19 protein-coding genes and 2 tRNA genes are annotated in these 20,608 nt (G+C 44.5%); 8 read left to right on the forward strand and 13 right to left on the reverse strand.

Annotation, left to right across the window (positions count from 1 at the left end; all coding sequences use genetic code 11):
- Positions 1-10: 10 nt before the first annotated feature.
- Genes HMPREF1705_RS02505 through HMPREF1705_RS02525 form a run of 5 tightly spaced genes read right to left on the reverse strand, consistent with a single transcriptional unit; the run spans position 11 to position 3,223 of the window.
- Positions 11-760, reverse strand: a complete 750-nt coding sequence (locus HMPREF1705_RS02505; protein ID WP_009200274.1) for a PHP domain-containing protein — start codon at positions 758-760, stop codon at positions 11-13.
- Positions 761-764: 4 nt separating this feature from the next.
- Positions 765-1,100 carry a hypothetical protein gene (locus tag HMPREF1705_RS02510; protein ID WP_009200273.1) on the reverse strand — a complete coding sequence of 112 codons (336 nt, stop codon included), beginning with the start codon at positions 1,098-1,100 and terminating at the stop codon, positions 765-767.
- Positions 1,097-2,425: a [Fe-Fe] hydrogenase large subunit C-terminal domain-containing protein gene (locus HMPREF1705_RS02515; RefSeq protein WP_242603503.1), complete on the reverse strand. Its 1,329-nt coding sequence runs from the start codon at positions 2,423-2,425 to the stop codon at positions 1,097-1,099. The genes HMPREF1705_RS02510 and HMPREF1705_RS02515 overlap by 4 nt, the downstream gene beginning before the upstream one ends.
- Positions 2,422-2,856: an ATP-binding protein gene (locus HMPREF1705_RS02520; protein ID WP_040347735.1), complete on the reverse strand. Its 435-nt coding sequence runs from the start codon at positions 2,854-2,856 to the stop codon at positions 2,422-2,424. The genes HMPREF1705_RS02515 and HMPREF1705_RS02520 overlap by 4 nt, the downstream gene beginning before the upstream one ends.
- A gap of 1 nt (position 2,857) precedes the next feature.
- Positions 2,858-3,223 (reverse strand): hypothetical protein, encoded by a 366-nt coding sequence (locus HMPREF1705_RS02525; RefSeq protein WP_009200270.1) that lies wholly within the window; start codon positions 3,221-3,223, stop codon positions 2,858-2,860.
- Between the two features lie 194 nt (positions 3,224-3,417).
- Here HMPREF1705_RS02525 and glgP point away from each other — a divergent pair, with 194 nt between their 5' ends.
- From glgP to HMPREF1705_RS02545, 4 genes are all read left to right on the forward strand, one after another.
- The gene (gene glgP / locus HMPREF1705_RS02530) at positions 3,418-5,175 is read left to right on the forward strand and encodes an alpha-glucan family phosphorylase (protein WP_009200269.1); all 1,758 of its coding nucleotides are present in this window, start codon (positions 3,418-3,420) and stop codon (positions 5,173-5,175) included.
- A 21-nt stretch (positions 5,176-5,196) separates the two neighbouring features.
- Positions 5,197-6,684 carry a glycogen synthase GlgA gene (gene glgA / locus HMPREF1705_RS02535; RefSeq protein ID WP_040347734.1) on the forward strand — a complete coding sequence of 496 codons (1,488 nt, stop codon included), beginning with the start codon at positions 5,197-5,199 and terminating at the stop codon, positions 6,682-6,684.
- An 81-nt stretch (positions 6,685-6,765) separates the two neighbouring features.
- Positions 6,766-8,040 carry a glucose-1-phosphate adenylyltransferase gene (gene glgC, locus HMPREF1705_RS02540; RefSeq protein ID WP_057940644.1) on the forward strand — a complete coding sequence of 425 codons (1,275 nt, stop codon included), beginning with the start codon at positions 6,766-6,768 and terminating at the stop codon, positions 8,038-8,040.
- Between the two features lie 40 nt (positions 8,041-8,080).
- A complete protein-coding gene (locus HMPREF1705_RS02545) occupies positions 8,081-9,004 on the forward strand; it encodes a tetratricopeptide repeat protein (RefSeq protein ID WP_009200266.1) in 924 nt (307 codons plus the stop codon).
- Positions 9,005-9,018: 14 nt separating this feature from the next.
- Here the strand turns inward: HMPREF1705_RS02545 and HMPREF1705_RS02550 are convergent, their stop codons facing one another.
- Positions 9,019-9,747, reverse strand: a complete 729-nt coding sequence (locus HMPREF1705_RS02550) for a 2-phosphosulfolactate phosphatase (protein WP_009200265.1) — start codon at positions 9,745-9,747, stop codon at positions 9,019-9,021.
- An 88-nt stretch (positions 9,748-9,835) separates the two neighbouring features.
- Here HMPREF1705_RS02550 and ptsP point away from each other — a divergent pair, with 88 nt between their 5' ends.
- The gene (ptsP, locus tag HMPREF1705_RS02555) at positions 9,836-11,554 is read left to right on the forward strand and encodes a phosphoenolpyruvate--protein phosphotransferase (protein WP_009200264.1); all 1,719 of its coding nucleotides are present in this window, start codon (positions 9,836-9,838) and stop codon (positions 11,552-11,554) included.
- The gene (locus HMPREF1705_RS02560) at positions 11,551-12,384 is read left to right on the forward strand and encodes an alpha/beta hydrolase (RefSeq protein ID WP_057940645.1); all 834 of its coding nucleotides are present in this window, start codon (positions 11,551-11,553) and stop codon (positions 12,382-12,384) included. The genes ptsP and HMPREF1705_RS02560 overlap by 4 nt, the downstream gene beginning before the upstream one ends.
- Here the strand turns inward: HMPREF1705_RS02560 and HMPREF1705_RS02565 are convergent.
- Both HMPREF1705_RS02565 and HMPREF1705_RS02570 read right to left on the reverse strand, forming a co-directional pair.
- The gene (locus tag HMPREF1705_RS02565; RefSeq protein ID WP_057940646.1) at positions 12,358-13,131 is read right to left on the reverse strand and encodes a prepilin peptidase; all 774 of its coding nucleotides are present in this window, start codon (positions 13,129-13,131) and stop codon (positions 12,358-12,360) included. The genes HMPREF1705_RS02560 and HMPREF1705_RS02565 overlap by 27 nt on opposite strands.
- 77 nt (positions 13,132-13,208) lie before the next feature.
- Positions 13,209-14,306, reverse strand: coding sequence for an outer membrane protein assembly factor BamB family protein (locus tag HMPREF1705_RS02570; protein ID WP_057940647.1), 1,098 nt, complete (start codon positions 14,304-14,306; stop codon positions 13,209-13,211).
- A 257-nt stretch (positions 14,307-14,563) separates the two neighbouring features.
- Here HMPREF1705_RS02570 and HMPREF1705_RS02575 point away from each other — a divergent pair, with 257 nt between their 5' ends.
- On the forward strand, positions 14,564-16,672 hold the full coding sequence (locus HMPREF1705_RS02575; RefSeq protein ID WP_057940648.1) for a glutamine synthetase III family protein: 2,109 nt from the start codon (positions 14,564-14,566) through the stop codon (positions 16,670-16,672).
- 44 nt (positions 16,673-16,716) lie between these two features.
- On the forward strand, positions 16,717-17,178 hold the full coding sequence (locus HMPREF1705_RS02580) for a universal stress protein (RefSeq protein WP_009200259.1): 462 nt from the start codon (positions 16,717-16,719) through the stop codon (positions 17,176-17,178).
- Between the two features lie 33 nt (positions 17,179-17,211).
- Here HMPREF1705_RS02580 and HMPREF1705_RS02585 read toward each other — a convergent pair whose 3' ends face one another.
- The 5 genes from HMPREF1705_RS02585 to HMPREF1705_RS02605 all read right to left on the reverse strand — a co-directional run bounded on the left by HMPREF1705_RS02585 (position 17,212) and on the right by HMPREF1705_RS02605 (position 20,598).
- A complete protein-coding gene (locus HMPREF1705_RS02585; RefSeq protein WP_009200258.1) occupies positions 17,212-17,547 on the reverse strand; it encodes a hypothetical protein in 336 nt (111 codons plus the stop codon).
- Between the two features lie 19 nt (positions 17,548-17,566).
- Entirely contained in the window at positions 17,567-18,523 is a 957-nt protein-coding gene (locus tag HMPREF1705_RS02590; protein ID WP_040347728.1) for an NAD-dependent epimerase/dehydratase family protein, read from the reverse strand.
- 529 nt (positions 18,524-19,052) lie between these two features.
- Positions 19,053-19,140, reverse strand: a tRNA-Leu gene (locus HMPREF1705_RS02595).
- A gap of 59 nt (positions 19,141-19,199) precedes the next feature.
- Positions 19,200-20,360: a pyridoxal-phosphate-dependent aminotransferase family protein gene (locus tag HMPREF1705_RS02600; RefSeq protein WP_009200255.1), complete on the reverse strand. Its 1,161-nt coding sequence runs from the start codon at positions 20,358-20,360 to the stop codon at positions 19,200-19,202.
- Positions 20,361-20,522: 162 nt separating this feature from the next.
- A tRNA-Thr gene (locus HMPREF1705_RS02605) sits at positions 20,523-20,598 on the reverse strand.
- Positions 20,599-20,608 lie beyond the last annotated feature (10 nt).

The following is a 20,608-nucleotide window of genomic DNA, read 5'->3' on the forward strand; positions in this document are numbered from 1 at the left end:
GTAGAAAATGTTACGACCACGGCCACTTCACCCTCCTATCATTATATCTATGTAAAGCAAAAAAAACGTCATTAAACGAAGGTTGCTCCAAATAGATGGGCGTCGAGTGACATCTTTGGATGTCGTTAAGTCGATGAGCATCAGAGGATCTGATAATAGAATAATCTAAAACACTTTCCTTCCAGTATAAAGCCTCCTGAGCAGTCAACCTCGCTGACAGCTCCACGGCATCTATATTCATATTAGGATGCAACATCCCGAGCACTGCAAGATACGAATATGCCGGCCTGTCGACGTGGGCTAAAATCGCAATTCCTCCCATGCACTTTGTCTTCTCTATAACATCGTCCACAGATGCATCTATTCCCTGTAGCAGGAGAGTGTCAACTTCTTCCAGTATATTGTTCTCATGATCAATTACTAACTGAAACCCAAACAAATCGGGGTCGTTTTTCACCGGAGCCAATCGTGCCCACACCCAATCCTGGAAAGCAAAAGCCTCCTCGACAGTTTTAAAAAGGCATAAGGTATGAATGTCTTCGCGAGATTGAACTTCCAACGCCGGCAAAACTGTCAGCGGCTTATCTTTGGCTGCGTTAATTACAGCGACTGAATTTGCCGCCGCATTATGATCAGCTATAGCTATTATATCAATCCCTTCATCCAAACACCTGCCTACTATATCCGCTGCTCCCATCTCAAGTTCGGCACAAGGCGATAATACAGTATGAACATGCAGGTCCATCCAATAAAGGTGCATGACTTCAATCTTTTATTCCCAGCTCGTACAGCTTGCCGCAAAGATTGAATGCATCCTGTTTGGAAGATGTAAGAGTAATATTTTCCTTCCGACAGCTGTCTATAAGTTCTTGAAGCGGTTCACGTCCTGATGCTAGCACGATGAATGGGATGTCTTTCAAAACAGCGACAGCAGCCACGTTAACATGGTTTTGAATAGTAACCCACACTGCTCCCTCCGGTGCCGTTCTCATTATAAAGCTCAAAAGATCTCCAACAACCCCCTGATGCACTTCTTTGTCAAGGTCGCCTTGAACATGCACATTCAATTCTAACTTTTCGCATATTTCCTTCACCTTCATGATTTCCCCTCCGGCGTCATTGTATGTACCAACCTCTTTGAAAGGTCGTAAATTTCCTTGGACAAATCTGCAATGCGTTCTTTTAATCTGAAGATGCAATCATCGAGCGAACCTTCGCCCTTTACGATATCTTCAGCCATAACCCTGCATGAGGGTCTGCCGCAGGTCCCGCAATCGAGGTGTGGGAGATCAGCGTAGACAGCGTGTAGTTGCTTCAATCTTTCCATAGCCTTTGCCAGATCCTCTCCTAAAGGCATCTGTTCAATGGGAACAATTCTTTCTCTGAGAGACCAAATCTTCGCATCGTAGATCGACTCGAGCTCCTCCCTGTTTTCCTCATTAAAATCAAAATCAATTTCCATGTTATCAATCTTGATACGGCTCAAAAAACGAGATTCGGCATTTCCTATGCCGCCTATGCATCCCAAATCGCAAACCCTGGCTTCGATGTAGTCGATACCTCTGAGTTTTCCCAATTCCATTTCCTGAAAAAGGTTAATCACGTTTCGCAACCCATCCACTTCAAGAGTTTTAATGGGCCTGCTCAAAAAACTGCGGACGTGCATTGACTCACCTCCGGTCTTAGCCCATGCTATCCAGCGTGGAGCATGGAATGGATAATCGACGGACACCTTTTTGGATGGGTCACCAGAGCCTATTAACACCTCTCGGGCAAGTTTAGACGTGGAAATGGCAAATTCAGCAGAACTTATATCCCTTCCAACGGGAGAACGTACCATGGCAATTCGCGCAGGACAGGATGAAACCAAGGTAACGGGGTCTCGCCTTTTCGACCTCGCTCTCCAAAGATCTATGCTCGTCTCTAGGGGAGATTCTACCTGCACGAGATGGGGAATAAGTTCATGGAATTTGATCTGAATCAACCTGACAACGGCAGGGCAATAAGTTGAAATGAGAGGCTTCAGGTTATCCGAAGAGCTCTCTATGGCTCTTGCTACGGCCAAAGCCGTAACATCGTAAGCCGCTTCATATTCGTCAAAGATCGGCTCGAAGTTCAATTCAAATAGGGCTTGTGCCATCAACTCAGGGATGGGCGGCCAAGAAAACTGCGTGCAGAAGGAAGGGTCTGTAACCAACGTCATGGGGCGTTTGCTCAGTATATAATCCCATTCATCCTCCTCAAGCAATAATGCTCTATGCGTGCATCGTCTCAGACACTCGCCGCAGGCGATACAAATTTCGCTCAAAATACGAACTTTACCCTCTATGACCCTCATGGCCTCAGTGGGACATGATTTAATACAGTTGACACATCCTCTACAGGATGTTTCTACGATTTTCACGCCGTGAGCCAAACAACTCACCGTCCTTTATTAAGGTATATAACTGCACGTAATTTTGTACCCTTCCCCGGCACTGTGTCTATATACAATTCATCGGCATTTCTTTTGATATTGGGCAGGCCCATTCCTGCTCCGAAGCCCATTTCCCTTATAAAGTCGGGGGCAGAAGAATAACCTTCCTGCATCGCCAACTCCAGGTCCTCGATTCCCGGGCCCTCGTCTTCAGCCATTATGGTAACTTTATCCTCCTCAACTTGGAGGCGCATAACTCCACCGCCGCCATGTATCACAATGTTCATTTCCGCTTCGTAAACGACGATAGCTGCCCTACGGCAAATTTCGGGAGGCAATCCGAGAGATTTTAACGTTTCCTTAAACTGGGTGGCTGTTTCTCCTGCAGCCAGAAAATCCAGGGGCTTAACTTCTAACTCCAACACTAGCGGTTCGCTCAATTTAACTCGACTCCTTGTGAAGAATAGGACATGGTTTTAAACCGGCTTGATATAATAATCCGCAGGTTTCAAACATGCTCTTCTGACATAATAAAATAGGTATATCTAGCTTTTTGGCTAGGACAACCGCCTCTTCCAAGGGCCTCTTATTTCTTACAAACACAATACCGGTCATATCCAACATTGTCGCCGTCCGGATGATTTGAATATTTGTTAAGCCCGTTATTAAAAGCGAAGTTGCCAACGCAAAGGCAAGGACATCGCTCATTAGATCCGATGCAAAGGCATACTCGACTTCGCTATCCATTGCTGCAGTGTCAAATAATCTACTGGCCTGCAATATTTTTTCGATTTCGGATATCTTCATCCAATCTGACCTCCCGGAGGCAATTGAAATGTTAATGTTATAGTAATAACTATAGCATAATTTTTGGCCTGAGTGTATTTAATATCAAAGGGGCAAAAGCGACTTACTATATCCCCACATGATATAATTCTTGAGTCTATGTTAATAATCGTTTTATACTTTCTACGCAATCAGAGTGAAGGAGTGGTAGATTAATGGTTGAATCTTACAGCAGAAATGACGCAATGAATTACAATATACCCGTAGGCTCATCGCTTACACATCTGATGGAAATGGACCCTGCCTTTAGAACCGTTGCCTATTTTTCAATGGAAATTGGCGTCATGAACGACATTCCCACCTATGCGGGCGGATTGGGAATTTTAGCCGGCGATGTGCTGAAAAGTGCAGCCGACCTCGGAGTACCTATTGTAGGGGTTACGCTCCTATATAAACAGGGATATTTCAAACAAAGGATCGACGAACAGGGACGACAAATTGAGGAACCCTTTCAATGGGAACCAGGTAAAAATCTAACCTTACTTCCTAATGAAGTAAACGTCGATATAGAGGGCAATTCGGTATACGTACGTGTTTGGGTATATGAAATTGTCGGGGAGACGGGGTATGTTGTACCTGTCTATTTTCTCGATACCGATTATGAAAAAAATGCCCCCGAGTATAGAAACCTTACTTGGTATTTGTACGGAGGAGACCTCAGATACAGATTGTGCCAAGAGATGATTTTAGGAATAGGGGGTCTAAGAATCCTAAGAGATCTGGGTTACAATAATATAAAGACTTTTCATCTTAATGAAGGTCATGCAGGCTTTCTGGCTTTAGAACTTCTTAGAGAACAGGGTTATATCGATTTCGAAAAAATTAAGGAACAGGTGGTCTTCACTTCGCATACTCCAGTGGCAGCAGGACACGATTATTTTTCCTTTGACCTAATAGAGAGAACCATGTCGCCAGTATTCGTAGATTATTTAAAACAGATGATGCCTAACGGCGGCGTTTCAATGGTCGATTTCGGACTCAAGTACAGCAAATACATAAATGGTGTATCAAAAAAACACAGAGACGTAAGCAGAAAGCTTTATAATACCGAAAACATAGACTACATAACCAACGGCGTTCATTCAAAAAGCTGGACATCTTCAAGTATGCAAAGGATTTTTGACCAAAACATTCCGGGGTGGAGAAATGACCCGTCCAGATTGGTCATGGCAAGCAAATTGGGCGATAATGAAATTTGGAAAGCCCATCAGGCAAACAAAATGCATCTTCTATCCAAGGTGCTCGAGAAAACCGGAATAGAGCTGGACACTGAAATCCTCACTATAGGCTTCGCCAGAAGAGCAGTAGCGTACAAAAGAGCCGATCTCATCTTTAAAGACATAAATAGATTAATTGACATATGCGCCGGCAAAGTACAACTAATATTCTCGGGAAAGGCGCATCCTTCCGACGAAGACGGCAAAAAAATGATACAGCGCGTGATAGAGATCTCTAAAGAGATTTCCGATAGAATCCCGGTAGTTTTCTTGGATAATTACGACATGGAGCTGGCCGCTCTGCTCACCTCCGGGGTTGACGTATGGCTCAACACGCCCATTAGACCCCGTGAAGCTTCGGGAACTAGCGGAATGAAGTGTTCCCATAACGGAGTATTAAATTTATCCATATTGGACGGATGGTGGGTTGAAGGTTGGATAGAAGACATAACGGGGTGGGCAATAGGGCCTGAACCAAAAGAAGTGGAGCTTGTAAATTACGACGAGTCCCAAGACGCGGATGCGTTATACAAAGTGCTTGAGCAAAAGGTCATTCCATTGTATTATCAAAATAAAGACAAATGGATTTCAATGATGAAAAATACGATTTCCTTAAATGCCAGCTATTTCAATACTCATCGAGTTGTAAGAGAATATTGCGAAAAAGCCTATGGCATACACCCAAAATATTACTAAATTAAAGTGAAGTGGTAAGAGGTGTCTTCGCCTTTCAAAAAAATAAAAGTGCTTCACGTTGCTTCAGAAATGCACCCCCTCGCAAAAAAAGGAGGACTGGGCGACGTCGTCGGCTCCCTACCCAAAGCACAAAGAGAACTTGGCATCGACAGCAGGGTTTTGTTGCCCCTCTACCCCGGAGTTATGGATCGCATCATTGGGAAGGCAAAAAAATTACCGCGCAAGCTTTATCTTCCTTTAGAGTGGAGGGTATTTCCTGCCCGACTATGGCATACCGATGTCCAGGAGGTCCCTGTCTACCTTCTGGACATCGAAGATATATCCTTTTCGGCAGATGTATATCCAAATCAATTGGACATGAACTCGGTAAGACCTTTTTTCCTTCTCTCCTTGGCTGCAATGGAATTTAAAAAGGCAACCAACTGGAATCCACATATATTTCACATTCACGATTGGCCTACCTCTATGGTAGCAACTGTTCTTAAATGGCACATGTATTATTCGACATTATCCAACCATTATGATACCGTTCTCACAATACACAACCTTGCTCACCAAGGAATCGTTCAGGAAACGAACTTAATTCAATGGGGAATCCCAAAAGAGGCTTTTAATATAGAAGGGTTGGAATACTACGGAATGACCAACTTTTTAAAGGGCGGAATTATAGCTTCCGACATGGTCACGACAGTCTCGCCCCGCTATTCCTGGGAAATACAGACTAGGGAATATGGAATGGGCTTGGATGGTGTTTTAAAAAAGTACAACAGTAAGCTAAAGGGCATACTCAACGGGATCGATTACTCCTATTGGAATCCCAAAACAGATCCTCTTATTCCAGCACATTACGACGTGAACGACATTGCCCCGAAAAGAGAATGCAAAAAATCCTTATTATCCCGATGCGGCTGGGAAGACGATGGTTCACCAATTTTAATATATATAGGCAGACTCGCGGAACAAAAGGGCTTGGATATATTATTGCCCTCCATAGAAGCCATTCCGGGTCATGGTTGCAAGTTGATCGTTTTAGGCGAAGGAAGCGAAATTTACGAAAGAGCTCTATTGGATATGTGCTTGCAATTTCCAGACAGCCTATTCGTTAAAATAGGATATGATGAGGAGCTATCGCACCTCATGTATGCAGGAGGAGATATGCTCGTAATGCCTTCATATTTCGAACCCTGCGGTTTATCTCAATTAATTGCCATGCGATATGGAACAGTTCCCATTTGTCGTGCTACAGGAGGGCTTGCAGACACAGTTATAGATGCCGATTCCGCATCGGATGGAACCGGTTTTTTATTCAGTTCTTACGATAGCGAGGCTTTCTTGCGAGCTATTGGAAGGGCTTTGGCGTCTTGGAACTCTCCAAATCATTGGAATCGAATTATATCAAACTGCATGAAAGTCGACTTTTCTTGGTCCAAATCCTCACGAGAATACGCAAATCTATACCTCGAACTGCTGGGAGTCCCGGAAGGCGAAAACAAAAATCTATTGCTTTAGTCTTGTCATATAACCTAATAACAGGGTATAGTTATAAGCATATATAGTACACCTTAGAAATTATTTATGGGGGTGGCATTTTTGATCTATGGAAAGTACGGGAGGGTGTTGGGCATAGTTCTAGCAGGTGGTCGAGGCCAGAGACTTTCCCCCTTGACAAGACACCGCGCAAAGCCGGCAGTTCATTTTGCAGCCAAATATAGGATAGTAGATTTCGCCCTTTCCAACTTAGTTAACAGCGGAGTCTTCTCCATATACGTCCTCGTCCAATTTCGAAGCCAGTCATTGAACGAGCACATTGAAAGAGGGTGGCAGTTTGGAGGCGCCTTGAGAGGCAGAGACTTCTTTATAACTGTTGTACCCGCGCAAATGTGGACCGGCGAGCATTGGTACAAAGGAACGGCCGATGCCGTCTTTCAAAATCTACACCTGATCACCATTTACAATGCCGACCGTATTTGCGTATTCGCCGCCGATCATGTATATAAGATGGACATAGAACAAATGATGCAAAAACATATAGAACAAAAGGCGGATTGCACGGTAGCCGCTTACGAAGTGCCGGTCGGCGAAGCGTCTGCCTTTGGATGCCTGAAAACGGACGAAGATGGTTTTGTCGTAGAATTCCTGGAAAAGCCGAAGAACCCGCCCGAAATTCCAAACCGGCCCGGATTTAGCTTTGTTTCCATGGGCAATTACATCTTCGAAAGGGAAATTTTAGAAGAAGTATTAGTTGAAGATGCAAATGATCCCGACAGCAGTCATGATTTCGGAAAAGATATATTGCCGAAACTATACAAAAACCATAAAGTATTGTCCTACGATTTTAAAACAAATGCCATCCCGGGAAATGATAAGCCATATTGGAAAGACGTAGGAACGATCAAAACTTACTGGCAGGCGCATATGGACCTGCTCAAGGAAAATGCGGATTTAAATCTTTTCAACCCGCAATGGCCGATCAGAACCGTATCCTATGCCGACCCTCCAGGGTTCACCTTCTCCGTGGACAACTCCTCAAGCAGCGTGGAAGACGCGCTTCGCGCGGAGGGAAGTCAAGTAATCGGGGCAACCGTAAAAAGATCGGTTTTGTCGAGAAACTGCGTTATAAAGCCCGGCGCCTACGTTGAGGAATGTATAATAGGAAGAGGAGTAGTCATTGGGGAACGGTGTCGATTGAGAAGGGTCATTGTGGATGCCCAAAACGTTATCCCCCCGGACACTGAAATAGGATTCGATGAAGATTGGGATCGTCAAAGATATCACGTCGACCCCTCGGGTATAGTGGTCGTCCCGATGCCCGCCATACAACTTAGAGCAAAGGTGAATTTCCCCTACCCAGATTCAGGAATTTAATATATACTACCCGAGTAAATTTTTTATAGGAGGAAGATTAATGACACAGAGGAACACCTGCGAAGAAGTAAAAAAACTTTTGGATATGGCTAATTCAACAGACAACCATGAGGAAGCAACAAGGCTTGCAAATAAAGTCCTCGAGCTGGCCCCGACAAATTGCGAGGCTTTGCTGTTACTGGCAGATAATGCCATATCCGATGGCGATATGGAAAAGAATCGCTTTTATCTCAACCGGATAATCGAAAACTACGAGAAAGGACAATCCAAAGACAATACGAGAGATACGGAAGATGCGAATGACGAAATTTACCTTTCCGCCCTTGAAAGGCTTGCCTTTTCGCTTTCCTTCGACGATCGCCACGAAGAAGCAATGTCGGTTGCCCAAAAATTGCTAGAGATAGATGTAGAAGGAAAAACTACGGCCAAAGATACGATTTATCGGTCGTTGTTGATGATGGACCGCTACAGAGAAATATTGGAGATGATCTGCCAGGAGGAAAACCCTTCAGCCGTTGCTCTGCACGCAAAGGCGATAGCTCTATATCAATTGGACGGAATGAGCTGGAACTCTTACGAAGCCTTGGTCAGCGCATTGGAAGGTGATCCGGATGCTCCTTTCTATGCTTTGGGCATTTGGGATGAGCCTGAGGAACCTGACGAAGAGGAAGTTCAATCCATGCTGACAGCATTGTATATAGTAGAACCATGGGCCAAATCTGACGAACTCATCGACTGGATAACCCATATTACCATCGCCTTCGGTTTTTTCACCCAACGTCTTCCGGAGGATTTTCTCCAGGTTATGGAATTAAGCGAAACCGGAAGTATGGCAAGGCAAGAATTAGACGAATTAAAGGAAATAATCGACGAAATGCAAAAAGTGGAAGCCGTAAGGGATCACGACTTCAAAGGTATAGATCGCATAGTCTTCGATGCCCTGCGCTTCAGACGTAAATATTAAAACCCAAAAAAGGATTAAACCGTTATAGCAGGCAAATTATTCCACAGGGTAAGCCGTGGAATCGTATGGCTTTCGTCAATACGGGAAGCGTATTCAACGTCGTTCCATAGGCCCAAATCCTTCAAGCTTAATGCGTGCTCTGCATCCGTCAGGGCACGCATTAAATTTTTATCGTAATATTCCCAAGTGGCTATCGCTATCTTTGCTCCATCGTTTAACTTCAAACTTTGGATTTTATTCTTTGTAATTTCCGCCATCATACCGGCACAGGCGGTGTCATCTATCATTGCTCGGTTGAACCTGCCGGCGCAAAGTATGCCTATTTTGTTGCCCCTTTCGATAGCAGCTTCAACTACAGCGGTGGCGTTTCTGGAGCAGCCTGCAAACACGATATCCGAAGAAGCCGCAGCGCGTAACAATGCTTTAGTTCCGTTGGTAGTCGTCATTATGGCCCCGTGAAAATCTCTTAGGTTATATCGAAGCAATTCAATCGGAGAATTGCCGCAATCGAAACCGGGAGGAGGAAGGCTTTTTCTTTCTCCCATTAAAAGCCATTTTCCGCCAAGTTTAGACTTTAGGCTGTAGGCCTCTTCTACATCTTCTACAGGCAAAAGGACCTTGCCGCCCATCTCAAAAAATGTCACTATTGTCGTGGTAGCCCGTAAGATATCGACCACGATCCAAGTATCTATGCGATCCAGGTCACCGGAGGGGTTTAGCACAACCGTCAGTTGAACCGACATTTTTAATCTCCTGTGCAACAAATTTGTTTATTTTTACCTTCGCTTGTAACATAATACAGATATCACATAAATAACAGGAGGGTCAATCATGGCAGAAATTAAATTAAAGGGTACTCCCCTATCTCCTGGTCTTTCCTATGGATACGCTTTTACATACACGACCATACCCTTTGAGCAAAGAAACATCGTCATTAAAACCGAAGACATCGAAAAAGAGCTATCCCGCCTAAAGGAAGCCATTAAAAAAACGAGGGAATCCCTCGAAAAACTGAAGGATAGAACCAAAAAGAAGCTGGGAGAGGAGAAGGCGGGAATTATAGAGGCTCACATGCTGATGCTTGAAGACCCCATGTTCATTCAAGAAATTGAAAACACCATAAGGGAAGGCCATTCTGCAGAGGACGCCGTTTACACGGCCACTATGAAGATAAAAAAGATGTTTGAAGATATACCTGACCCCTATTTAAGAGAAAGGGCTGCAGACGTAGAAGATGTGGGCAGCAGGCTATTCAGAAACTTATTGGGAGCAAAAGATCTTGAATCGATGGGACGAGAGGAATCAACTATAGTCGTCGCCAGCGACCTGGCTCCCTCGGAATTAATCGCCATATCGGGAAACAATGTCGTCGGCTTAGTGCTCCTACACGGAGGCCCAACATCTCACATGGCCATAATAGCCAAGTCATTAGATTTGCCGGCTGTATCCGGAATAGATATAAGCACAATCTCCGACAATAACGTTATCATAATCGACGGCACAAAAGGGGAAGTAACGATAAATCCCTCTCCTGAAACGCTTTCGCAGGTCAAAAGAAAGGTAGAGGAACTCAAAAAAGAGCAAGAGGAAGCCATGAGCCTAAAAGATGCTCCTGCAATCACCTCAGACGGTTTCAAGCTAGAGTTGTGGGGCAACATAGCTCATCCAAACGAGGTGAGCAGCGTTTTATCCTTTGGAGGAAAGGGTATAGGTTTATTCCGAACGGAATTTCTTTTCATGAACAGAAACAATCCTCCCGGTGAAGATGAGCAATTTGAAGCCTATAGCAAGGCTTTGGCGGAAATGAACCCCAACCCTGTAGTAATCAGAACGATGGATGCCGGCGGTGATAAGGAGATTCCATATCTCAACATACCGAAGGAAGACAATCCCTTTTTGGGCTATCGCGCCATTCGGATTGGCATCACCGAGGAAGGTTTGCTTTTGACACAACTCCGGGCTTTACTGAGAAGCGCAACCTACGGAAATCTTTACATAATGTTCCCTATGATCTCTTCTCTATGGGAGGTAAAAAGGGCAAAAGACCTGCTCCGAAAAGCAGCCCGACAACTGAAGGAGGAGGGAATAGAACAGGGATCGGCAAAAATAGGAATAATGATAGAAATACCCTCCGCAGCTCTTATGGCAGATGAGCTTGCAAAGGAGGTTGACTTCTTCTCCATTGGAACCAACGATTTAACTCAATATACATTGGCAGTGGACAGAGGAAACGCGAAGATATCCCGATGGTACGATCACCTGCATCCTGCAGTTCTCAAGCTTATCGACATGACTGCAAAGGCAGCAAAAAAACACAAAATTGAGCTTGGAATGTGTGGCGAAATGGCCGGCGACCCTTTAGCTCTTCCAATACTCATTGGGATGGAGTTCGACGAACTTTCTATGTCACCTCCGGCAATTCCAAAGATCAAAAGACTTACACGAAAAACCAGCTTGGGAAGAGCTAAAGAGATTACGCAAAAAGCTTTGTTGATGAAAGATGCAACAGAAGTGCGCACCTTTCTTGAGGAGATGACATCTCAATTATGACCGAAAAAATGGAGATCATATCTCATTGCGCGCGAGGATCTTTCGGAGACAAAAGGGTCTTGATCCAGGGGTACATTATTTCAAAGTCATTTCCCCTGGTCTTGCTTTTGCACGGAGTGCACGGCTGCGCCAATCTGGCAGAGGGAAACAAATACGGCGTTCTGGCACGCTTGCTTGCGCAGGAATCCATAAATGTCCTGACCATTGAAACCAGCAGAAAAACCAGAGACAGGGATGCCTATGGCAACGATAGAAACAGATGGATAATGGATGCCTTTAAGGGAAAAACCTATGCCATGGACTTATTTGACGTGGCGAGTGCTATTTCGTTCATACATGATGATCTCAGATGGCCTGAGTTATGGCTATGGGGTTTTTCTCTGGGAGGTTTGCATTTTCTGATTTTGACGGGCGGAATTTATAAAAAAGTTTTAGAACGGGCTGGCCTGAAAAACCCTATAACCACCTTTCCCAAGATCGAAGGTTTGATACTCTCCGGGAGCGGAGACGAGATACGCCCGGAAAACGGGCCGTCGTTTCACGAGCCTATTTTGGACTCTCTGCCCTGTCAAGAAATGCTTCTGGAGGCAGCGAAAAATACGAATGCGGAAAATGTCTATGCCTTTTACGGCAGCCTTGATGAAACCTTTGCTAAGGAAGCATGTAGGAGGCTGTTTGAATTAACGCCCACAAAACGAGACTTCATCGTCCTCGAAGGAGTTGACCATTCTTTTAGAACTGTTAACGGCATTCCTTCGATATCGCCTTTAATCGATATGGTAAATTACCTAAAGAAGCATATTCTAAAAAATCCAGGGCCAACCCGGTGAAATGTCAAGAAAAGCCAATATTTTGGCTCCAAAAAGGAAGGTGCAAAAGGAGCCGATAGCAAAAAAGGGGACCATGGGGAGATGATCTTTTCTTCCGACTTTATGTACAAGCAATAACGATAAGGCTGTCAAACCGCCGCACATGAAACTTATGTAGAGCGCAAGACAACCCATCCATGTCCCCATTGCCCCGCCAATTGCAGCAGCAACTATCGCATCGCCCGAACCCATGCCGCCTTTGCTGACGTACATAATAAGTAGGATCAAAAAACCACATATGCAAGCACCTAATATGCCGTTCCAAAAAATTTGCCAACTCACAAAAACCCTCAAGAGCAATCCAATTGCAAAAAAGGGCAAAACCAGCCAGTCGTAAACATAACCCGAATACATGTCTGTCAAAGAAGATAGAAAAAGGCAGCTCCAAAGCACAAAAGACAATATAAAAGCATAGGTAGGCCCATAAAGCCAGGCTAAAACAAGCATCGAAAATCCCATTATCAATTCGACCAACAAATAACTAATCCCGATCTTTGCATTACATCCTCTACATCTACCTTTGAGAAATACATAAGACAATAGGGGGATTAAATCCATAAAGCTGAGCGTTCTGCCACAGCTTTCGCAGACAGAACGCTCCCTTCCCCACCACTTCTTCCCCTCAATAGTCCTCTGTGCTACTACATTCAAAAAGGAACCGTATGCCAATCCAAAGATAAAACTCGTCAAACGGAACATCCCAATCATTAAGCTATCCACCTAATCTATCGCTAAAATCTATTTTACAGAAAAAGTTTACATCAAACTTGTTCAGCAACGTAACATCACTTTATGACGTATAGGGTACCTCTCATCGTAGCAAAAACGACTGCTCCCTCTCCCAAAGACGGATCGGCCACGATGTCACTGTCCGCTTCATACTTCCACAGCAAATCTCCGCTATTGGAATCTATAGCGTAAAAATAGCCATCGTTGCTCCCGAAGAAAAGCACGCCGCCAGCATATACGGGCGAAGAGTTTATCGGGCTACCAACTTCGTAGCTCCATACAACGTCACCCTTATCTGCGCTCACGGCATATAATTTTCCATCCTGACCTCCTATGTATAATGTTCCCCTAACGTATGCCGGAGAAGAGCCGAGGGGTGCCCCAATGTACTTATGCCATAGAGGCACGACACCCTTTAATTTTACGGCACGAACATAACCGTTATCGGTTATATAATAGACCTTTCCGTCAACATATAGAGGGGCTCCCTTCATTGCTCCCTCTGTATTGCCTCCCCAACGCTCGCTGCCGCTTTTTGGGTCTAGCGCATGAAATCGTCCTCCAAAGCTTCCCACAAACACAAATCCTTCAGCTATTGCCGGAATACTTTGAAAGCCCCTATAAGCTTGAAACTGCCATTTATATCCTCCATTTTTGGAATTGAGGGCATAGAAACTGCCTTCGTTGCATCCGACGTAAACGGTATCGCCAAAGGCAAAAGTTCCCGACATCACAGGGCCATCTACCTTAGCATTCCAAATGAAAGTGCCGGACTTTTTGTCGAGAGCATACACATTTCCAGCGAAGGTTCCCACATATACTTTTTTATCATCGGTGGAAACAGGTCCAAGAATGGAACCATCACACTGATATTTCCATTTTACTTCTCCGCTATTAAGAGATATAGCATACACTTCTCCATTATGGTTCCCCACATATATCGTTCCGCCATCCACGACAGGGGCACCCGTTATCTTTGATCCCGTTTCCAGCTTCCATGAGAATATGCCTTTCGGAAGTTCTTTTATTGGAAAATTGCCGGTATTTTGCAAATCACCCCTGGCCGGAAAAGCAAAGACGCTTATTGCATTGCCCAATATGAACATCAAAGAAATCACCAAGGCGATCGTCCAAGTCGCACTTATTTTTTTCATAACTCATCACCCCTTTTAAAAGGATATTTTGATATACATGCTACTTTATCCAACTTACAAGTTTATTTTAAATTATACTTTACAAAACACATCGGTCAATTGAATTAATTTGTAGCTACGATATATTGACATAATATTTTTCCGCCCCTTGTCCCTGAAGAGAGATCAACACAATAATTTCAACTAAGCTCTTGTCTGACTAGGGTAGTATGTGATATAAGTTTTTTTTATGTTGTTACTCTTTGGAGGTGTAGTACATGGAAAGGCCAACTTCTTATTTTGGACGTCATGTCTTCAATGAAAAAGTAATGCGCGAACGTTTGCCCAAGAACGTCTTCGAACAACTGACCAGCGCCATTAACGGAGGACCACATAAACTCAACATTAAAATTGCAGATGTAGTGGCAGCTGCCATGAAAGAGTGGGCCACGTCGCTTGGGGCAACGCATTATGCCCATTGGTTTCATCCAAGGACAGAGCTCACGGCCGAAAAACATATGGCATTTCTTTCGTTAGACGATAAAGGGGCTCCACTTGAAGCTTTTACGGGAAGCGAGCTTATACAAAGCGAACCTGACGCGTCATCTCTCCCCTCTGGAGGAATGAGAAGCACCTTTGAGGCAAGGGGCTACACCGCCTGGGACCCCACCAGCCCGGCTTTCGTCATGCTCACCGAAAAGGGAGGTACGCTTTGCATACCATCTATTTTCCTTTCTTGGGACGGGACGCCTCTGGACATGAAAATGCCCCTCCTTAAAGCAATAGCCGCCATAGAAGCGAGAGCTATTCGTTTGCTCAGATTATTCGGCAACAGGGGAGTTCATTGGGTAAAAGTAACCGTCGGTGCCGAACAGGAGTTTTTTTTGGTAGAAGACAGCCTGGCCAGGAAACGCCCAGATTTAGTATTGTGCGGACGCACGTTATTGGGATGTCCCCCACCCAAAGGACAACAGCTGGAAGACCACTATTTTGGAGCAATTCATCCCCGAGTGTTGACTTACATGGAAGATGTCGAGGCTGAACTACACAAACTTGGCATTGCCATAAAAACCAGACACGACGAGGTGGCACCATGTCAATTCGAATTTGCTCCCCAATTCACGGATGCTAATCTAGCTACCGATCAAAATCAGCTAATGATGACCGTCATGAAACGAATAGCACCTCATCATGGATTTAAATTGCTCTTACACGAAAAGCCTTTCGCGGGAATAAACGGCAGCGGAAAACATACCAATATATCTTTGATGGATAGCGATGGATATAACCTATTGGAACCGACCAACAACCAAAGAAAAAACGTGCAATTTCTGGCTTTCCTGGGAGCTCTTATACTTGGAATTTCTAAATATAGCTCTTTGCTCAGGGCCTCCGTAGCCTCGCCCGGCAACATGCATAGACTAGGCGGATTCGAGGCACCCCCTGCTATTATGAGCGTCTATCTCGGAAGCACACTGACAAACGTCTTGGAACGTCTGGAGGAAGGTTTTCCGGAAGAGATACCGACGAGTGAAATTATTGATTTAGGTCTGACAAAACTCCCCACACTGAAAAAGGAAAATTCCGATCGTAACCGAACAGCTCCCCTTGCATTTACGGGAAACAAATTTGAGTTTCGCGCCACAGGGGCATCCCAATCTATAGCAGGTCCGCTGACAATGCTCCTCGCCGTATGGGCTTGGGGAATAGAGGAGGTGTCCAACAGAATAGAAAGTCGACTCGGAAATAGCGACATAACGGATGCCACCCTAGACGTGTTGCGCGATATAGCCAAAGAAAGCGCTAACGTGCGTTTTGAAGGCAATTGTTACGACAAGACATGGCACGATGAAGCTGTGCGTCGCGGCCTTCCCATTGCCACCACAACTCCTGACGCTTTATCCTACTATTTAATTCCCGAAAATAGAGCACTACTTTCTAGCCTTTCTATTATGACCGACAGGGAAATCGTTGCTTATTACGAAACAAGACTTGAACAATATGTCAAAACGCTAGATGTCGAAATGGCCGTCATGGAAGACATAATACGACATGCGGTACTTCCTTCAATCTCAAAGCAGGTAGCGCTGGAAGGAAAGGCATTTGAAAGGGCAACCTCCATACTCGACAGCAATTTCGAAAGCTGGAAGGACAAGATCAAATCATTGTGCGATATTAAAGAACAACTTTACTATAGACTTGAGCAATTAAGAAATCTTCGAAATAAAATATCGAATTACAGCCTCGAGGAAAGCTCTTCTTTGATAACCAACGAGGGGATTTCTTTAATGAATGAGATACGCTCACTGAGCGATGCCGCAGAACTTTGGATCGACGATATGATTCAGCCCTATCCATCCTATCGCGATTTGCTTGTGATACAATAACTACGAAAGGAAAGTTCTAATCTATAAAACAGGCGGTGATATTGATGACGAAAAAAATATTAGTTGGAGTAGATCTGAGTAAAATGTCGGAATCTTTGATAACGTACTCTCATAACATTGCGCACAGGCTCAATGACGAAATAATCTATCTTCATGTCTTGCCTCGCCTGTCTTCTGTGTGGCGCGGTTATGAGCCGTGGATCCCACCACAGATAGGAGATGAAGTCAAACAAATAGCCCACAAAAAAATCTCCTACTGGATCCAGAAAGCCGAGGCACAATTTAAAGATACCCCTTCTCATGAGCACGCCATATTAATTGAGGAGGGATCGCCCGGGGAAGTTATCATAAGCAAAGCCCGTGAAATGGGAGTTTCTCTTATAATCGTGGGGTACAAAGGACACAGCACTATGGAACACATCTTGGTCGGGAGCACAACTACAGCTATCGCACGCCATGCGCCCTGTTCGGTCTTGATCTACAGACCTGGTTTCGAAGTAATTTAAGGCAAATCAATTAGCGCACGCGAAGCCGGGATATCATCTGATATTCTTCAACCGTCGCGAAATACCTTCCTCTTCTTTCATCATCTGAAGGATATCCTCAGCAGACATCCTTTCCAAATATATTGCTTCTTCTAAACTATCGGCTATGTCTTGTGCAATCTCATCCAAAGATGCATCTTCGCTAATTGCTATTTGATCCCAAAATACGGGAGGCTGGGACTCGAAAAATGAGCATACCCTATTCATCGCGAGGGCTTCATCGAAATCCTCCTGACGGCCTCCCTTGCTTAAGAATTCCTCTCGCAGACGCGGTACCATTGCCTTTGCGGCCTTTTTTACCAAGTCCTTTTTTATGCCCTGTATCGTCATTTGAATTCACTCCCGGATCCTAATGCAAATCTGATCTATCAAAATAAGCTAATGTCCTCTTCAAGCCGTCCCGCAAAGAAACAGAGGGAACGAACCCTAATTCTTCCTTTGCTTTATCGATACTTAAATAGGTCTTATACAATTCTCCCTTTCTCGGCGCATCGTGCCTCGCCATTTTTTGAAAGCCAATTATATCGCTTAAGATATCATACAATTCGTTGACCGACGTTCCTATGGATGTTCCAATATTATAAGCGTGGTCATCTATCGATGAGGGGGCCCTCGTTTCTTTCAAACGCTGTAAAGACAGGATATTCGCCATTGCAACATCGCCAACATAGACATAATCTCTCACCTGTGTTCCATCTCCATATATGGTAGGCACTTCCTCTTTAAGCATTTTATTAGAAAATATAGCCACCACACCCGCTTCTCCCATTGGATCTTGCCTTGGCCCATAGACATTAGCATATCGAAGTGCTATATAGGGTAGTCCGAACACCTTATTATAATAATATAAATAATACTCCGACGAAAGCTTACTCACCCCATATGGAGAAAGAGGCCCCTTTGGATGGGTTTCAGAAACGGGAAGGAGTGTCGGCTCTCCGTAAACAACGCCGCCAGATGAAGCAAATATTACCCCCTTTACACCTGTCCTGATTGCGCAGGATAAGATATTCAAAAGGCCTTTGATATTTACTTCGGCATCGTACATGGGGTTTGCCACTGACTTTCTAACGTCAATTTGCGCCGCATGATGACAAACGTAATCGGGGTGAACTTCGTCGAAAACTTCGCTCACGCGAGAATCGCATATGTCGAGCTTGTAAAACCCGGCCTTTGAATTGAGATTCTCCAATTTGCCCTGAGACAAATTATCGATAACGATAACCCTGTGGCCTTCTTCTATAAAGGCATCAACTATATGAGATCCTATAAAACCTGCGCCTCCTGTAACCAGGACGGTAGACATATTAATTACCTTCCTTTCCCTTTGAACATTAACCACAGCTTACATGTAGTATATCTTTTTTAAAGCGACCTATCCACCACATAAGAAAAACCGGCTTCAATTACGATGCAACAAACCTTCGCCTTTTACACGACAAAAAGCGAGTGAAGCCGATATTTTAATAATAGATCCTTTCGCTTAAAAGAAAACCTTATTCCTACCTATTTGCTTGAATGCCTATCATTCGATGGGTATTTTTGCACCCCATCCGTTTCCTCATTTGCTAAGGTTTCGACTTACTTAAATACTATTTTCGCCAACCCAAGCAACGCTATAAGGTTTGGGATAACCATCATCGTTGAAGGTATCCGCCAATTCCCACGATATCCCCACCGAATCCAAAGCTGGCAGTAAATGCCTTTTGTGCGAGAGCAATCCCTGTAGTTTGTCCGTCAATAGATCAAAGTCAAGGAGACAACAGGAAGCTAATTTATAAAGATAAACGCCCCTTAACTCTGACTTAACGAGTAAGGGGCGTTTTAGTTCTTACTGGTGCCGGGGGCGGGACTCGAACCCGCACAGTACCGAGTACCGGTGGATTTTGAGTCCACTGCGTCTACCAATTCCGCCACCCCGGCTTTGCGATGATTAAGATACCATAATATTGCTAAGGCGTCTAGATCTATTCTGCTTTATTTTACATACTTTCTTCAACAAAACCTCTTTGCAGTTTCCCCAGGGCCTTGCCCGGCTCCAGTTTAATTCCACTGCGCATAGCCGCTCTCTCTATTGACGCCACTGCCGAAATCAATATGTGTTTATCGATGTTGCCCATATGCCCCATCCTGAATCCCTTTCCTGCATAATCTCCAAGACAACCAGCAATATAGGCACCTTCCTCTGCCACTAGAGATCTGAATTTGGAGTCATCTATATTAAACTCGCCGGGATATAGGTAAACCGACAACGTTGGAGCTCGATACCCCTCGTCGGCCAATATCGAAAATCCCATTGAAGAAATGGCCTCATCAAAAAGGGTAGCATGCCTAACATGGCGAGCATATCTTTCCTTGATCCCCTCCGATTTTATTATTTCAAGAGATTGTTTTAAGGCCCATATCAAATTAATGGGAGGGGTACCCCAATATTTGGAAGGGTCTTCCATCACCGGCAACCATTTCTCAAAATCCATATACGAATCAACTATTGTTCCCAGGCTTTTTCGTTTATCCAGCGCCTTTTTTGAAGCCCACAACAGAGCTAAACCGGGAGCAACCCCAAAAGCCTTTTGAGAACAGCTTATCAACACATCAATGCCCATAGGATCGACGTACTCCTCGGCTCCGCCCGATGCAGCAACGCCATCGACCACAAATATGGCTCCATGATCTTGAACAACCTTGCCTATCTCCCCTATCGGCGCCATAACTCCTGTCGATGTCTCAACATGGGTAACAGTAACTAGGTCGTATTTTTCTTTAGACAGTCTTTCTTTAACTTCCTCAGAGGTTACAGAGCTTCCCCACCTTGCCTTAATTACATCGACATTAAGGCCGCGCTTTTTGCATATTTCGGCAAATCTATCGCCAAAAAAGCCGTTTGAACACACAAGCGCCTTGTCTCCAGGTTTAGAGACGTTCGCTACAGCCATTTCCATGGCCAACGTACCTGACCCAGCGATAACAAAGGTCTGCCCGCTGCACTGCCAGAGTTCGCGCAAATCTTTTACCACGTTTTTAAAATCTTCAATAAAATCGGGGTCTCCAAAAGCTACCGTCTCGCGTCCCATTTGGTCCTGAATAGAGCGCACAACTGGAGTGGGTCCGGGTATCATCACCAGTTTTTGTGGCTTTAGCATATTAAACCCTCCCTATTAATAAACATAAATTTATAGAAAAATAGCTTCACTTTGACAGGCACGTTTTTATATTATTACCCGATCACCTAAAATACAACAGAGTTTGGATTAAAAAAATAAAAAGAGCAATCAACTCACTGATTGCTCTTTTTGCCAATTTTTTGGAGCCGGCGGGCGGACTTGAACCGCCAACCTGCTGATTACAAGTCAGCTGCTCTGCCGATTGAGCTACACCGGCTCTCGGGGAA

The sequence above is a fragment of the Acetomicrobium hydrogeniformans ATCC BAA-1850 genome (genome assembly GCF_000160455.2).
GTDB lineage: Bacteria > Synergistota > Synergistia > Synergistales > Acetomicrobiaceae > Acetomicrobium > Acetomicrobium thermoterrenum.

Bases quoted from the DNA above. Each gene is read 5' to 3' on its own strand.
- HMPREF1705_RS02505 (WP_009200274.1), bottom strand. From the start codon at position 760: ATGCACCTTTATTGGATGGACCTGCATGTTCATACTGTATTATCGCCT.
- HMPREF1705_RS02510 (WP_009200273.1), bottom strand. From the start codon at position 1,100: ATGAAGGTGAAGGAAATATGCGAAAAGTTAGAATTGAATGTGCATGTT.
- HMPREF1705_RS02525 (WP_009200270.1), bottom strand. From the start codon at position 3,223: ATGAAGATATCCGAAATCGAAAAAATATTGCAGGCCAGTAGATTATTT.
- glgP (WP_009200269.1), top strand. From the start codon at position 3,418: ATGGTTGAATCTTACAGCAGAAATGACGCAATGAATTACAATATACCC.
- HMPREF1705_RS02545 (WP_009200266.1), top strand. From the start codon at position 8,081: ATGACACAGAGGAACACCTGCGAAGAAGTAAAAAAACTTTTGGATATG.
- HMPREF1705_RS02550 (WP_009200265.1), bottom strand. From the start codon at position 9,747: ATGTCGGTTCAACTGACGGTTGTGCTAAACCCCTCCGGTGACCTGGAT.
- ptsP (WP_009200264.1), top strand. From the start codon at position 9,836: ATGGCAGAAATTAAATTAAAGGGTACTCCCCTATCTCCTGGTCTTTCC.
- HMPREF1705_RS02560 (WP_057940645.1), top strand. From the start codon at position 11,551: ATGACCGAAAAAATGGAGATCATATCTCATTGCGCGCGAGGATCTTTC.
- HMPREF1705_RS02565 (WP_057940646.1), bottom strand. From the start codon at position 13,131: ATGATTGGGATGTTCCGTTTGACGAGTTTTATCTTTGGATTGGCATAC.
- HMPREF1705_RS02570 (WP_057940647.1), bottom strand. From the start codon at position 14,306: ATGAAAAAAATAAGTGCGACTTGGACGATCGCCTTGGTGATTTCTTTG.
- HMPREF1705_RS02575 (WP_057940648.1), top strand. From the start codon at position 14,564: ATGGAAAGGCCAACTTCTTATTTTGGACGTCATGTCTTCAATGAAAAA.
- HMPREF1705_RS02580 (WP_009200259.1), top strand. From the start codon at position 16,717: ATGACGAAAAAAATATTAGTTGGAGTAGATCTGAGTAAAATGTCGGAA.
- HMPREF1705_RS02585 (WP_009200258.1), bottom strand. From the start codon at position 17,547: ATGACGATACAGGGCATAAAAAAGGACTTGGTAAAAAAGGCCGCAAAG.
- HMPREF1705_RS02590 (WP_040347728.1), bottom strand. From the start codon at position 18,523: ATGTCTACCGTCCTGGTTACAGGAGGCGCAGGTTTTATAGGATCTCAT.
- HMPREF1705_RS02600 (WP_009200255.1), bottom strand. From the start codon at position 20,360: ATGCTAAAGCCACAAAAACTGGTGATGATACCCGGACCCACTCCAGTT.